Annotated in this window: 10 protein-coding genes; 8 read left to right on the forward strand and 2 right to left on the reverse strand. The window is 31.7% G+C overall.

Features of this window, described 5'->3' with window-relative positions:
- Positions 1-206 precede the first annotated feature (206 nt).
- The gene (gene argH / locus CM54_RS01825) at positions 207-1,583 is read right to left on the reverse strand and encodes an argininosuccinate lyase (RefSeq protein ID WP_037548559.1); all 1,377 of its coding nucleotides are present in this window, start codon (positions 1,581-1,583) and stop codon (positions 207-209) included.
- Entirely contained in the window at positions 1,573-2,778 is a 1,206-nt protein-coding gene (locus tag CM54_RS01830; RefSeq protein WP_037548561.1) for an argininosuccinate synthase, read from the reverse strand. The genes argH and CM54_RS01830 overlap by 11 nt, the downstream gene beginning before the upstream one ends.
- 350 nt (positions 2,779-3,128) lie before the next feature.
- Here CM54_RS01830 and CM54_RS01835 point away from each other — a divergent pair, with 350 nt between their 5' ends.
- The 8 genes from CM54_RS01835 (at position 3,129) to CM54_RS01870 (ending at position 15,377) form a co-directional block, all read left to right on the forward strand.
- Complete coding sequence (locus CM54_RS01835) at positions 3,129-4,460, forward strand: glucose-6-phosphate isomerase (RefSeq protein WP_002433131.1); 1,332 nt, start codon at positions 3,129-3,131, stop codon at positions 4,458-4,460.
- A gap of 246 nt (positions 4,461-4,706) precedes the next feature.
- The gene (locus CM54_RS01840) at positions 4,707-5,282 is read left to right on the forward strand and encodes a TVP38/TMEM64 family protein (protein WP_002433402.1); all 576 of its coding nucleotides are present in this window, start codon (positions 4,707-4,709) and stop codon (positions 5,280-5,282) included.
- A 4-nt stretch (positions 5,283-5,286) separates the two neighbouring features.
- Positions 5,287-5,805: a signal peptidase I gene (gene lepB / locus CM54_RS01845; RefSeq protein ID WP_037548563.1), complete on the forward strand. Its 519-nt coding sequence runs from the start codon at positions 5,287-5,289 to the stop codon at positions 5,803-5,805.
- A gap of 21 nt (positions 5,806-5,826) precedes the next feature.
- Complete coding sequence (lepB, locus tag CM54_RS01850; protein ID WP_037548566.1) at positions 5,827-6,402, forward strand: signal peptidase I; 576 nt, start codon at positions 5,827-5,829, stop codon at positions 6,400-6,402.
- 129 nt (positions 6,403-6,531) lie between these two features.
- The gene (gene addB / locus CM54_RS01855; protein WP_037548568.1) at positions 6,532-9,999 is read left to right on the forward strand and encodes a helicase-exonuclease AddAB subunit AddB; all 3,468 of its coding nucleotides are present in this window, start codon (positions 6,532-6,534) and stop codon (positions 9,997-9,999) included.
- Positions 9,999-13,655, forward strand: a complete 3,657-nt coding sequence (gene addA, locus CM54_RS01860) for a helicase-exonuclease AddAB subunit AddA (protein WP_037548570.1) — start codon at positions 9,999-10,001, stop codon at positions 13,653-13,655. Before addB ends, addA begins: the two co-directional genes overlap by 1 nt.
- Positions 13,656-13,853: 198 nt before the next feature.
- Positions 13,854-14,759, forward strand: a complete 906-nt coding sequence (locus CM54_RS01865) for a fumarylacetoacetate hydrolase family protein (protein WP_037548580.1) — start codon at positions 13,854-13,856, stop codon at positions 14,757-14,759.
- Positions 14,760-14,975: 216 nt separating this feature from the next.
- Complete coding sequence (locus CM54_RS01870; RefSeq protein ID WP_002433419.1) at positions 14,976-15,377, forward strand: YisL family protein; 402 nt, start codon at positions 14,976-14,978, stop codon at positions 15,375-15,377.
- Positions 15,378-15,483 lie beyond the last annotated feature (106 nt).

The raw sequence follows: 15,483 nt of genomic DNA on the forward strand, positions 1-15,483 counted from the left end.
CAAAACTATTCTTTTAGATTTGAACATAAAAACATCCTTTCAAATTGATGTGATAAATATAAATTACACCATTTTAAAAGGATGAAAAAGAGAATGTGAGAAATTTTATATATAATTTACTAACTTCAAATATTATTAAAAAACTTAATTAATATTTAACAAATTTCGAAGGTGTCATAACATCATTCAATCATATTTCAAAGATATTAAGCTAATAATGATTTTGCTACATTCAATTGATGTTTAACGGAATCTTGTCCTGTTGAGCCGTAACTTTTACGACGTTTTAAACAATTTTCAGGATTTAAATAGTCATAAATATCTTCATTAATGCTAGAATGCTGTGCTTGATACTCTGATAACGGTACATCAAGAAGATAAATACCTTTTTGAATACAATTTAGCACGATTTTACCAACAATTTCATGTGCAGTTCTAAAAGGAACCCCTTTACTTACTAAGTAATCTGCAAGCTCGGTGGCATTTGAAAAATCTTTTTTTACAGTTTCACTTAATCGATCAGTATTAACAGTCATTGAAGCTATCATACCTTCAAAGATACGTAGAGAACCTTTGACCGTATGAATTGCATCGAATAAACCTTCTTTATCTTCTTGCAAATCTTTGTTGTAAGCTAGAGGCAAACCTTTAAGCGTAACTAGCATACTCATTAAGTGACCTGTCGTTCGTCCAACTTTCCCTCTAATTAATTCTGCCATGTCTGGGTTCTTCTTTTGAGGCATAATAGATGATCCAGTTGAAAAAGCATCTGATAGTGTTATAAATTTAGCTTCATCCGTAGACCAGAAAATAATTTCTTCAGCAAATCGAGATAGATGAACCATAGTTAATGAAATATTATGCAACGTTTCGATAATGTAATCACGGTCGCTCACTGCATCGAGACTATTTTCATAAATATTAGCAAAATCTAAAAGGGCTTGTGTTTCATGTCTATCTATTGGGTGAGTTGTACCACTTAAAGCAGCAGCGCCTAGTGGTGATATATCGATACGTTTCAGACTATCTTTAAAACGTCCTTTATCACGCTCTAGCATCCAGAAGTAAGTCATTACATGATGTGCAAAAGAAATAGGTTGTGCACGTTGGAGATGCGTATATCCTGGCATTATCGTATCTACATGTTCTTCAGCAAGTTTAATTATTTCATGTTGAAATGATTTGATTAATTCGATAATATTTTGAACTTCTTCTTTTGTATATAAATGCATATCTGTAGCAACCTGATCATTTCTACTACGTCCTGTATGCAATTTACCACCAGTTTCCCCAATACGTTGAATCAACTCATGCTCAATATTTAGATGTATATCTTCTAATGATGCTTTGAATTCAATATTGCCTTCATTAAAATCTTTTTGAATATTTTTTAGTCCTTGAATGATAGACTGAGCTTCATCCTGTGTAATGATATGTTGATTCGCAAGCATTGTGGCATGTGCAATACTACCTTGAATATCTTGATTAATTAAATTTTTATCAAATTCGATTGAAGCATTAAAGTCATCAACCCAATCTTCTGGTTGAGCTTCAAATCTACCTCCCCAAGCTTTACTGGTCATCACTATAACCTCCATGTAACATTGCATTTACTTGTGTTGGTAATCCATAGATGTCAATAAATCCTACAGCCGCTTCTTGATTGAATGCATCTTCTTTAGTGTAAGTAGCAAGTTTCTCATCATATAAAGTAAATGGTGATTTTCTACCGTTCACTATTGAGTTGCCTTTAAATAATTTAACTCTTACGTCACCTTCTACATATTGTTGCGTACTATCAATAAAGAGTTTCAAACTATCTGTAAGAGGTGAGAACCATAGTCCATTATAGATTTGTTCTGAAAATTGCTTTTCAATAACTGGTTTAAAGTGAGCAACATCTTTTGTTAAAGTAATTGTTTCTAGCGCCTTGTGAGCTTTGAGTAATACTTCAGCACCAGGAGTCTCATAAATCTCTCTAGATTTAATACCCACCATTCTATTTTCAACGTGGTCAATTCTTCCAATACCATGTTTACCAGCTAATTCATTTAAGTAAAGAATAAGGTCATCGAGTTGATAATCTTTACCGTCAATTTGAACTGGAAGTCCTTTTTTAAATGAAATAATAATCTCATCTGCTTTATCAGGTGTCTGTTCTAGAGGTGTAGTTAAGTCAAATGCATCCTCAGGTGGAGCAGCATAAGGATCTTCTAAAATACCACATTCATTTGCTCTTCCCCATAGATTTTGGTCGATAGAGTAGGGAGAATCGTGATTGATTGAAACTGGAATGTTATGTTTGATTGCGTAATCAATTTCTTCTTCTCTACTCCAAGCCCACTCACGTACAGGTGCAAATGCTTTTAAATTAGGGTTTAATGCTTTAATAGCCACTTCAAAACGTACTTGATCATTTCCTTTACCAGTACATCCATGTGCAATTCCAATAGAATTAGTTTTCTCAGCGATTTCCACTAGCTTTTTAGCAATTAATGGACGAGAAAGTGCAGAAACTAGGGGATATGCATTTTCATACATTAAATTTCCTTTAATTGCATAACTTACATAATCTTCACTAAATTCTTTTGTTGCATCTATAATGTGACATTCAATAGCTCCCATATCTAATGCTTTTTGATATACAACATCAAGATCTTTACCTTCTCCTACGTCTAAGCAACATGCTACGACGTCGTATCCTTTATCAATTAACCATTGCACTGCAACGCTTGTATCTAAACCGCCAGAATAGGCTAAAACAATTTTTTCTTTCATAAGTTTACACCTCTAATAAATTTTCAGAATTTTAATATGGATACATCATAGCAGATTGCAGATGAAAATAAAACCATTTTATTACATAAATATTCAAAATGCGATAATGATGTAATGGGTATATCAATTATTAAACTTTGTAATAATGGTATTTTTAATATATTTAAAAATTCTGTAAAATGAATATAAGATTAATAAAGAAAATACTGATAAAAACTATAAATAACTTGTAATTTAACTTAAAAATTCACAGAACAATCATTTTTCAGTCATTGAGATAGTCTTTGGAATTGAATAGCTCATTTAAACTTAGTAGAATTAAAATAGTACACATCATAGGAGGCAATAAGATGACTCATATTCAATTAGATTATGGTAAAACCTTAGAATTTTTCGACAAACATGAATTAGAACAACAAAAAGAAATCGTTAAAACGATTCATCATACAATTCATAAAGGTACTGGTGCAGGTAATGACTTTTTAGGTTGGTTAGACTTACCAGTAGATTATGACAAAGAAGAATTTTCAAGAATAGTGGAAGCATCAAAACGTATTAAGTCTAATTCTGATGTACTTGTTGTAATTGGAATCGGTGGTTCATACCTAGGTGCGAGAGCAGCTATTGAAATGCTAACTTCATCATTCAGAACAAGTAATGAATATCCAGAGATTGTATTTGTAGGTAATCATTTATCATCAAGTTATACTCAAGAATTAGTAAATTATTTAGCTGATAAAGACTTTTCAGTAAATGTAATCTCTAAATCAGGAACAACTACTGAACCAGCAGTTGCATTTAGATTATTTAAACAATTAGTCGAAGATAAATATGGAAAAGATGAAGCGAAAAAACGAATTTTTGCGACTACAGATAAATCAAAAGGTGCTTTAAAACAATTAGCAGATAATGAAGGATACGAAACTTTTGTAGTACCTGACGATGTAGGTGGAAGATATTCAGTTTTAACTGCAGTAGGTTTATTACCAATCGCAACAGCTGGTATTAATATCGAATCAATTATGATTGGTGCAGCTAAAGCACGTGAAGAATTATCATCTGAAGATTTAGAACAAAATATTGCATATCAATACGCAACTATTCGCAATATTTTATATAGCAAAGGTTATACAACAGAAATGTTGATAAACTATGAGCCTTCTATGCAATATTTTAATGAATGGTGGAAACAATTATATGGTGAATCTGAAGGTAAAGATTTCAAAGGTATCTATCCTTCAAGTGCCAATTACACAACAGACTTGCACTCTTTAGGACAATACGTACAAGAGGGTCGTCGTTTCTTATTTGAAACAGTTGTGAAAGTTAATCATCCTAAACATGATATTACTATTGAACAAGATAGTGAAGATTTAGATGGATTAAATTATTTAGCTGGTAAAACAATTGATGAAGTTAATACGAAAGCTTTTGAAGGAACACTATTAGCGCACACTGATGGTGGTGTTCCTAATATCGTAGTTAACATACCTCAACTAGACGAAGAAACATTCGGCTATGTCGTGTATTTCTTTGAACTTGCGTGTGCAATGAGTGGTTATCAATTAGGAGTTAATCCATTCAACCAACCTGGTGTAGAAGCTTATAAACAAAATATGTTTGCATTACTAGGTAAACCAGGATATGAAGATAAGAAAAAAGAATTAGAAGATCGCTTATAATTTTTCGATTGTAAGTTATCATTCAAATATAGTAATTTTATAGCCAAGGCTTGAGAATATTTCTTAAGTTCTTGGCTTTTTTCATACTCTGTTTGAGATTTTATAATTAATTTTCATATAAATATCAAAAAGAGTATTTATCACTAAAATTTGATTTATGTTGTGAACAAAATTTAGTTGTTTCAAAAAGCGTAAAATACCACTATAATAATAAAGTAATATTAACCCTAGAAAGGATTTGATGTTTTGTCGTTTCATCAATTAGAAGAATGGTTTGACATATTTCGGCAATTCGGATACATTCCTGGGTTCATTATGCTCTATTTAAGAGCAATTGTACCTGTGTTACCTTTGACACTCTATGTTGTGTTATTAATGCACGCTTATGGGTCAATTCCGGGAATTATCATCAGTTGGTTAGGCATCGTAACTGGTACATTTACTGTATTTTTAGTGTGTAAGAAATTAATTAATACTGAAAAAATGAAAAATGTGAAGAAAAGAAAATCTGTACAAAGACTTATAAGTTTTATAGATAGACAAGGTTTAATACCTTTATTTATTTTACTATGTTTTCCATTTACACCTAATACATTGATTAATTTAGTAGCAAGTTTATCTCATATTAAGGTAAAGTATTATTTTATTGTTTTAACTATTTCAAAACTTATTTCAATTACTATTTTAGGAGTAATGGGAAGAGAAGTAACTACTATTTTTACTAATCCTATTCGCGCATTAATAATGTTATTATTACTCGTTGCACTTTGGTTTATTAGTAAAAAAGTGGAAAAATATTTTATGGGTTCTACTAAGGAGTGACAATGTGCAACGCACGATTAAATATTTGATTTCCTTAATTTTTGCAATTATTATTGTACTATTCATTCAAACATTTATTGTTGTTGGGGCGGTTATACCAAATCATGATATGTCTCCAACTTTGAAGAAGGATGATAGAGTGATTGTTAATAAAATAAAGGTGACTTTCGATTTACTTAAAGATGGGGATGTTATCATGTATAGTCGTGACAATAAAATCCATTTCAGTAGAATTGTTGGTAAACCTGGAGAATCAATTGAAATTAAAAATCATAACTTATTTAGAGATGATAGACGCGTCAATCAACAATATGGTAAAAATAGACAAATAAATAATATTGCATTACGAGATATTAAAGATTCAGATGGAGATACTGTACCACCTGGTTCATATTTTGTATTAAATGATAATGATGATAAAAAATCAGACTCAAGACGCTATGGTTTAATTGATAAAAAAGATATCATTGGCGATGTGAGTTTAAAATATTACCCTTTTAAAGAATTTGCCTATGATTTTTAGAAATTAGAAGAGGTGTGAAAATTGAAAAAAGAAATAGTAGAATGGATTGTCGCCATTGCCGTAGCGCTAGCACTTATATTTGTAATTGGGAAATTTATTGCTAAGCCGTACACTATTAAAGGTGATTCAATGGATCCTACACTTAAAGATAGTCAACGTGTAATGGTAAATATTATTGGTTATAAAATTGGTGGCGTGAAAAAAGGTAACGTCATTGTTTTCCACGCTAATAAAAAGGATGACTATGTAAAACGTGTTATTGGAACGCCAGGCGATAGTGTTCAGTATAAAAATGACACTTTATACATCAATGGAAAGAAACAAAAAGAACCATATTTAAATTATAATGAAAAGAGAAAACAAACCGAATATATTACAGGAACATTTAAAGTTAAAGACTTACCAAATGTTAATCCTAAAACAAATGTAATACCTAAAGACAAATACTTAGTTTTAGGTGATAATCGTGAAGTAAGTAAGGATAGTCGCTCATTTGGTTTAATTGATAAAGATCAAATTGTTGGTAAAGTATCATTTAGATTCTGGCCGTTTAACGAATTTAAATCAAATTTTAATCCGGAAAATACTAAAAATTAAAAAGTATACAAAATGATTTTAATAATGGGGATGTCTATAATAAAAAATTATAGACGTCTCCATTTTTTATTAATATTAGAACCTAACTTTGATGTGATAATATAAAGGATAAAGGAGTGAGGGAATGTTATGGAATTAAATACATATATCGGTAGAGCTGGTACGGGCAAATCAGCTTCGATGTTAAATTATATAAAGAACGAAATGAAACATGATCCTTTAGGCGATCCCATCGTATTAATCGCTCCAACTCAGAGTACGTTTCAATTAGAACAAGCTTTTGTAAATGCTTCAGAACTTAATGGAAGTTTGAGAACAGAAGTCCTTCACTTTGAAAGATTAAGTCATCGTATTTTTCAAGAAGTAGGGGGATATACAGAACAAAAATTATCTAAAGCTGCTATGCAAATGATGATTTATCATATCGTTCAACAATATGATTCAGAACTTAAATTATACCGTTCTCAATCTAAATATTATGGCTTTAGTGAAAAACTTGCTGAACAGATTCAAGATTTTAAAAAATATAGTGTTACACCGGACCATTTAGATCAATTTATTACAGAACATCAATTACAAACAAGAACGCAACATAAACTAGAAGATATTACTCTAATTTATAAAGAATTAGAATCTCGCATGAGCGGTGAATTTATAACTACTGAGGATAGTTTAGAGCGTTTTATTGACCAAATGTCTAAATCTGAGTGGCTCAAACGGGCAGAAATATTTATCGATGGTTTCTACAACTTCTCAACACTTGAATATAGGATTATTGAAGCTTTAGTACAACATGCTAAGAGTGTCACAGTTCTACTAACAACAGATGGTAATCAAGACCCATTCAGTCTATTTAGAAAGCCATCAGAAGTTTTAACACATCTTGAAGACATTGCGAATCAATTAAATATTCACTTAAATAAAACCTTATTTAAACAAAAGTTTCGATTTGAAAATGATGATCTCAAACATTTAGAAAGTGATTTTGATGCTTTGCAAATGACACCTCAATCTCATTCAAATTATGTGGAAATACTTGAATCTTCAAATATGCGTGAAGAAGTAAATGAATTAGCAAGACGAATTATTAGAGATGTTCGTGATCATCATTTGAGATTTCAAGACATTGCTATCTTATATCGTGACGAATCATATGCATATTTATTCGAATCTATTTTTTCTTTATACGACATTCCCTTTAATATCGATACAAAAAGGTCAATGTCACACCATCCAATTATGGAAATGATTCGTTCTTTAATAGAGGTCATACAGTCAAATTGGAATATTAACGCAATGTTGCGTTTATTTAAAACAAATGTACTAACTTCACAATTTAAGAATAGTAGCTACTTAATAGATTTATTGGAGAATTTCGCATTAGAGCGCGGTGTATATGGTAAACGTTGGTTGGATGAGGAAGTATTTCATGTTGACCAATTTAATAAAATGGGACGTAAATCTCATGCTCTAACCCCTCAAGAAAAAGAAACTTACGAAGAGGTAGTTCGTTTAAAGAATAACGTCATTGATAAAGTTCTTTACTTTGAAAAAGCGATGAGTGACGCTACCACTGTGAGAGATTTCGCGACTGCTTTTTACGAAAGTATGGAATATTTTGAGCTGCCAAACCAACTCATGACTGAGAGAGATGAGTTAGATGTAGAAGGTAAGCATCAACAAGCGGAGGAAATCGATCAAATTTGGAACGGATTTATTCAAATTTTAGATGATTTGGTAACAGTTTTTGATACTCAAGAGATGACTTTGAAACAATTTCTTGAAGTGTTTGATATAGGATTAGAGCAACTAGAATTTGTAATGATACCACAGACCTTAGATCAGGTAAGTATCGGTACAATGGATTTGGCTAAGGTCGATAATAAACGACATATATACATGGTAGGTATGAATGATGGTTCATTACCTCAACCGGTATCTTCATCTAGCTTGATTACAGATGAAGAAAAGAAATATCTTGAACAAAATGCACAAATTGAACTAAGTCCGACATCAGATATTTTACAAATGGATGAAGCATTTGTTTGTTATATTGCTATGACACGCGCACGAGAAAAAGTAACTTTTTCATATAGTTTGATGGGAAATTCAGGCGATGAAAAAGAAATAAGTCCATTTTTATCACAAATTAAAGATTTATATCATCATTTAGATATAGTTAATATTCAACAAGAACATGAAGAACAACCAATAAGTCTTATGCAACATGTGCATCAAACTGAAATTGAATTATTTGATGCATTGCGTACATGGTTAGACCATGAGGACGTGGATATAAGATGGCTAGATGCATACCAAGTGATTCGAGATGATGAGCAATTAAATGATGGATTGGATTATCTTATCACTTCTCTTACTTATGATAATGAAACAGTACAATTAAATGAGACACTCACAAAGCAATTGTATGGAACGACTATTAATGCAAGTGTGTCACGTTTTGAAGGCTATCAACAATGTCCATTTAAGCATTATGCCTCCCATGGTTTAAGGTTAAATGAACGTTCGAAATATGAATTACAAAACTTTGATTTAGGAGATATATTCCATTCAGTGCTCAAACATATTTCTGACCGTGTAGAAGGTGACTTTAAAAACTTAGATCGTAAGAAGATTAGAGCGCTAACTGAAGAAGCATTAGAGTTGATACTGCCTAAAGTTCAATTCAACTTATTGAATTCAACAGCCTACTATAAGTATTTATCTAGAAGAATAGGTTCTATAGTAGAAACAACTTTAAATGCATTAAAGTATCAAACAGGCTTTTCAAAATTTATACCGCAAAGGTTTGAGACAGGATTCCGAAAATCACCTAGAAATAAAGATGAATTAGTTGCGCAACCTCTACATACTAAACAGGGAATCCCAATTAACATAAGAGGTCAAATCGATCGGATTGATACGTATACTAAAGGCGATCACAGTTATGTAAATATCATTGATTATAAATCTTCAACTGGTAGTGCGACTTTAGATTTAACGAAGGTGTACTATGGTTTGCAAATGCAAATGATGACTTACATGGACATCGTCTTACAAAATAAAGATAGATTAGAACTTACTGATATCGTTAAACCTGGTGGATTACTTTATTTCCATGTTCATGAACCACGTATTAAATTTGATAACTGGTCTAAAATTGATGAAGATAAATTAAATAAAGAACTAATTAAAAGTTTCAAAATGAGTGGTCTTGTAAATAGTGATGAGGAAGTAATAGATGCTTTAGATAAGCGTTTGGAACCAAGCTTTAATTCAGATATCGCCCCAATTGGTTTAACTACTAAAGGTGCCATAAGTAAGAATACGAGTCGTGTAGCGAATGAAAACGTTATTCGTCAATTTATTCAGCACAACAAAAATAACTTTATCGATACGGCTACTCACATTATGGATGGCCATACAGAGGTAGCCCCTTTAAAATATAAAAATACTTTACCATGTCAATTCTGTAGTTATCAGTCAGTATGCCATGTGGATAGTATGATAGATAGTAAACGCTATAGAACTGTAGACGAGTCTATTAAACCTATAGAATTAATCCAAAATATGATTGACGAAGGTGGTGACCAGTGATGATACCAACTAAACCTAATGACGTAATTTGGACTGACGCACAGTGGCGTAGTATATACGCTAAAGGTCAAGATGTACTCGTCGCTGCTGCCGCTGGTTCAGGTAAAACTGCCGTATTAGTTGAACGTATTATTCAACGTATTCTCCGAGATAATATGGACGTTGATCGTTTACTAGTTGTAACATTTACAAATTTAAGTGCGCGTGAAATGAAGCATCGCGTAGATCAACGTATTCAAGAAGCTTCTCTTGCAGAACCTGAAAATGAACATTTAAAAAATCAACGTGTTAAAATTCATCAGGCTCAAATTTCTACATTACACAGTTTTTGTTTAAAATTAATTCAACAACATTACGATGTTTTAGATATTGATCCTAATTTTAGAACAAGTAGTGAAGCTGAGAATGTCTTATTATTAGATCAAACAATTGACGATGTTCTTGAACGTCATTATGACATTTTAGACTCAGATTTTATCGAGTTAACTGAGCAATTATCCTCAGATAGAAATGATGACCAATTTAGAAATATTATTAAACGTTTGTACTTCTTTAGTATTGCGAATCCTAATCCATTCGAATGGTTAGATCAGTTATCTCAACCTTATAAAAATGAAGGCCAACAAGATCAATTGCTGAATTTACTTAATGATTTGGCAATGATATTTCTTAAAGCTGCTTATGAAGAGATTATAAAAAGTTTTAATTTGTTCTCAATGCTCGACAATGTGGAAAAGCAATTAGAGGTAGTGGAAGATGAACACCGCTTTGTTTCTAAAGTGATCGAAGGTGACATGATTAATTCTGAATTATTGGTCTCACATGAATTTGTGAGCCGTTTCCCTTCAATTACCAAAAAGATTAAAGAAGCAAATGAAGGTATGGAAGAAGCGTTAGATGACGCTAAGAAACATTACGATAAATACAAAAGTCTAGTTAGTGACGTAAAAAATGATTATTTTTCAAGAAGTGCTGAAGATTTGAAGTTAGATATGCAGAAATTGGCTCCCAGAGTAGCCTATTTAGCTCAAATCGTAAAAGATGTGATAGAGGAATTTAGCAAGCAAAAACGAAGTCGTAATTTATTGGACTTTGCAGATTATGAGCATTTTGCCTTGCAAATACTCACTAATGATGATGGTACGCCTTCACATATCGCAAAAACGTATCAAGAACATTTTGAAGAAATCCTAGTGGATGAGTATCAAGATACAAACCGTGTTCAAGAAAAGATTTTATCTTGTATTAAAACAGGTGAAGAGTACAACGGAAACCTATTTATGGTAGGTGATGTTAAGCAATCAATCTATAAATTTAGACAAGCTGATCCAAGTCTATTTATTGAAAAATATAATCGGTTCACTAGTGAAGGGGAAGGTACAGGTATGGTCATCGACCTATCTCAAAACTTCCGTTCTAGACAAGAGGTACTGTCTACCACAAATTATTTATTCAAACATATGATGGACGATAACGTAGGAGAAATAATATATGATGATGCGGCTCAATTATATTATGGAGCACCATACGATCAAACTGATAAACCTGTACAACTTCGTGCATTAATTGAAGCGGATAAAGAAACGAGTGAATTGACTGGAAGTGAGCAAGAAGCCAACTACATCGTAGAACAAGTAAAAGATATAATTGCAAATGAACAAGTATTTGATATGAAGACTGGAACATATAGAAGTGCAACATTCAAAGATATTGTAATACTTGAGAGAAATACTGATAATGCGCGTAATTTGCAACAAGCTTTTAAAAATAGTGATATTCCCTTCCATGTTAAAAGTAAAAAAGGATATTTTGAACAAACTGAAGTACAACTTGTTTTATCATTTTTAAAAACTGTTGATAATCCTTTACAAGATATTTATTTAGTAGGGCTCATGCGTTCAGTTATTTATCAATTTACTGAAGATGAATTAGCAGAAATTAGAGTAGTTAGTCCTAACGATATTTATTTTTATCAATCGATTCAAAATTATATTGAGGATGATAATTCTAAAACTCATTTAGTTCATAAACTACAAAGATTTATAAAAGATATAAAAAATTATCAAGATTATAGTCAAAATCAACCTGTTTATCAGCTAATAGATAAATTTTATAACGACCATTTCGTAATACAGTACTTTAGTGGTCTTATTGGTGGTAAAGGTCGACGTGCAAACCTTTATGGCTTAATTAATAAGGCTATCGAGTTTGAGAACTCTAGCTTTAGAGGTTTATTCCAATTTATTCGATTTATTGATGAATTGATTGATAGAGGAAGAGATTTCGGTGAAGAAAATATAGTTGGACCAAATGATAATGTTGTTAGAATGATGACCATTCATAGTAGTAAAGGATTAGAGTTTCCGTTCGTTATTTATTCAGGACTTTCTAAAAAATACAATGAAAAAGACCTGACTCAGCCTGTAATTCTAAACCAACAATACGGATTGGGAATGGATTATTATGATACTGATAAAGAAATGGTTTATCCATCATTATCCTCAGCAGCCTATCGCGCTATTAATAGAAAAGAGCATATTTCTGAAGAAATGCGTCTTATTTATGTAGCATTAACTCGCGCTAAAGAACAATTAATTTTAATAGGTAGAGTCAAAAAAGAACAAGAATTGACAGAACTTGAACAATTACCTATATCTGCAGATCTTATTGCAGTGAATGAGCGCTTGACGGCTAAAAATTCATTTAAATTTATTTACAGTATTTTATCCAAACATCAATCAGCATCTTTAGCTAATGATCAGAAATTCGAACGAGATATTGAAACACTTAATTCTGAAGTGAAACCACGCGTAACGATTACAATTGATCACTACGAAGATGTATCTACAGAAGAGGTCACGCCTGAAAATGAAGGTCGAACAGTTAACGATATTGACGACATTAACAGTGGAAATGATGACATAAAAGCTAAGATTCACCATCAATTAGCATATAGATACCCTTATCAAGAAGATACTTTAAAACCTTCAAAGCAGTCTGTATCTGAACTTAAACGTCAACTTGAAACTGAGGAAAGTAACACAAATTATGATAGAGTTAGACAATACCGTATCGGCGTAGCAACATATGAACGACCTAGATTTTTGAGTGAAAATAAGAAACGTAAAGCCAACGAAATTGGTACGTTAATGCACACAGTCATGCAACATCTCCCTTTTAATGAATCAGGATTAACAAGAGAAGAGCTAGATTCATATGTTGATAAGCTGATTCAACTTAATATCATTGAAGAGGATGCCAAAGCTGATATTAAATATGATGATATTATGAGATTTATTGAAAGTTCCTTGTATTTGCAAATTGCACAAGCAGACAAAGTATATACTGAATTGCCGTTTGTAGTTAATCAAGCTATGGTCGATCAATTACCTGAAGATAATCAAGACGTTTCAATTATCCAAGGTATGATTGATTTAATTTTCCAAAAGGATGGGAAATACTATTTCGTTGATTATAAAACAGATGCATTTAATCGACGAAAAGGGATGACTGATGATGAGATTGGTCAACAACTCAAACAGAAATATCAAATCCAAATGGAGTATTACCGTAATACGTTAGAAACTATACTCAAACAGCCGGTTCAAGGTTATCTATATTTCTTTAAATTTGGTATGTTAAAGATAGATGAATAAAAATGTGTTTCAATTAGTTAGAATAAATATTCGCTATGTCAGTCATAAGTGTAAGGCTTATGATGACGTAGCGTTTTTATTTATTGATATCAAATATCCTATTAAGAAATTTCTTAATTTTCTTACTTATATGTTTGTTATTTGAACTTAGATATAGTTATAATATGTAATAAGATATAGATGAGGAGTTGATTATGAATGAAATTTTTATCATTCAAACACAATGAGAGAACTTCATACGGGGTAAAAGTTAAACGTGAAGATGCTGTTTGGGATTTACCAATGGTTTTTGCTGAATTTGGTGAAGAAGATTTTCATCCCAAAACATTACTACAAGGATTACAACAAAACCAGACTTTAGATTTTCAAGAACAAGTACGTAAAGCAGTTGTGGCTGCTGAAGATAGCGGTAGAGAAACAGAGTTTAAAATTTCGTTTAATGATGTAGAGTTTTTACCTCCAGTTACACCTCCAAATAATGTTATTGCATTTGGGCGTAATTACCAAGATCATGCGAGCGAATTAAATCATGAAGTTGAATGTTTATATGTATTTACTAAAGCTGCTTCATCTTTAACTGGTGATGAATCAACAATTCCTAATCATAAAGATATTACAGACCAATTAGATTACGAAGGTGAACTTGGTATTGTCATTGGTAAATCAGGTGAGAAGATTCCTAAAGGTTTAGCTTTAGATTATATCTATGGTTATACAATTATTAATGATATAACTGACCGCACAGCTCAAAATGCGCATGACCAAGCATTCTTATCTAAAAGTTTAACTGGTGGCTGTCCAATGGGACCTTATATCGTCACTAAAGATGAATTACCAACCCCTGAAAATGTTAACATCGTAACTAAAGTGAACAACGATATCCGTCAAGATGGTAACACTGGACAAATGATTCTTAAAATTGATGAGTTAATTGAAGAAATTTCTAAATATGTAGCACTACATCCAGGTGATATTATCGCGACAGGTACACCAGCAGGCGTAGGAGCAGGTATGGAACCGCCACAATTCTTGCAACCTGGTGATGAAGTTAAAGTTACAATTGATAACATTGGTACGTTAACGACTTACATTTCAGAAAAATAATTAATTACTACTAAATTTTAAAAGCTTGTTGTATATAGATAGGCTGTCGATAAAATTACTTTTATCGACAGCTTTTTAGATTTGAGTTAACTCATCATTTATATTTCTAACTACATACAAAATGATAGAGTTATAAAATTTAAAAGTGCTGCTACATTTATAATTTCTAAATATGTTATGATAGTTGAGAAAATAAATATATGGGGGGACACAAGCATGTTACATGTCCATATCTTAAGTTGGGTATTAGCAATAGTATTATTTATCGCAACTTATTTAAACTTTTCAAAAATACAAGGTCCTTCACCTTACTTTAAACCATTACATATGGCATTAAGACTATTTATGTTACTCACATTATTTACTGGTTTCTGGGAATTAATTAAAGAATTTATCGCAGCAGCTCATGGCGATGGTGGAAACCATATGTTACTTACTTTGAAAATGCTATGTGGTTTAGCGGTTATTGCTTTAATGGAAGTAACCATAGCTAAAAGAAAGAAAAAAGAAGAAGGACATAAATTCTTTTGGATTACAATCGCGCTAATTATTATAACAATGGCTATTGGCATCATCTTGCCATGGGGCCCATTAACTAAAATGTTTGGTTTAGGTTAAAGTAATTAAAACAAGAAACTGCGTCTATACGTCATTGTATAGTACGCAGTTTTTTTATGTTCTTTTGGTTACATTATAGATTTTAAATATTACTTTATTAGATAGA

The sequence above is a fragment of the Staphylococcus sp. TE8 genome (genome assembly GCF_000692055.1).
In the GTDB taxonomy this organism is placed as follows: domain Bacteria; phylum Bacillota; class Bacilli; order Staphylococcales; family Staphylococcaceae; genus Staphylococcus; species Staphylococcus capitis.

Excerpts from the sequence above, each read along its gene's own strand:
- CM54_RS01870 (WP_002433419.1), top strand. The coding sequence starts at position 14,976 with ATGTTACATGTCCATATCTTAAGTTGGGTATTAGCAATAGTATTATTT.
- argH (WP_037548559.1), bottom strand. The coding sequence starts at position 1,583 with ATGACCAGTAAAGCTTGGGGAGGTAGATTTGAAGCTCAACCAGAAGAT.
- CM54_RS01830 (WP_037548561.1), bottom strand. The coding sequence starts at position 2,778 with ATGAAAGAAAAAATTGTTTTAGCCTATTCTGGCGGTTTAGATACAAGC.
- addB (WP_037548568.1), top strand. The coding sequence starts at position 6,532 with ATGGAATTAAATACATATATCGGTAGAGCTGGTACGGGCAAATCAGCT.
- CM54_RS01865 (WP_037548580.1), top strand. The coding sequence starts at position 13,854 with ATGAAATTTTTATCATTCAAACACAATGAGAGAACTTCATACGGGGTA.
- CM54_RS01835 (WP_002433131.1), top strand. The coding sequence starts at position 3,129 with ATGACTCATATTCAATTAGATTATGGTAAAACCTTAGAATTTTTCGAC.
- addA (WP_037548570.1), top strand. The coding sequence starts at position 9,999 with ATGATACCAACTAAACCTAATGACGTAATTTGGACTGACGCACAGTGG.